Below are 238 nucleotides of genomic sequence, written 5' to 3'. Positions count from 1 at the left end.
CTCGAAGACAGCGTGGAGGGGCGTGTTGAGCGAATCCTGCGTGATTACGTGGTCGAACTCTGCGCAGAATTCATCGAGGTGCATGGCGAAACCGGCCAGGCCCGCTTTGCCGAGCGCCTGACCCAGAGCCTGGCCAACATTCACAAGCGCCTGGGCGGTGAACGCTTCCAACGGCTACAGGCGATCCTGCAGGACGCCTTGGCGGAACAGGCCCGCAGTGGTGCAGTCGACCTGCACC

Annotated in this window: 1 pseudogene; it reads left to right on the top strand. The window is 63.4% G+C overall.

Annotated elements, in window-relative coordinates:
* Nucleotides 1-238: pseudogene (locus SB764_RS44345) on the top strand (tRNA 2-selenouridine(34) synthase MnmH); the annotation flags it as partial.

It is taken from the genome of Paraburkholderia sp. SIMBA_027 (assembly GCF_046535315.1).
GTDB lineage: Bacteria > Pseudomonadota > Gammaproteobacteria > Burkholderiales > Burkholderiaceae > Paraburkholderia > Paraburkholderia tropica.
The sequence above is the reverse complement of the archived record's forward strand: the minus strand, read 5'-3'. Positions and strand labels throughout refer to the sequence as shown.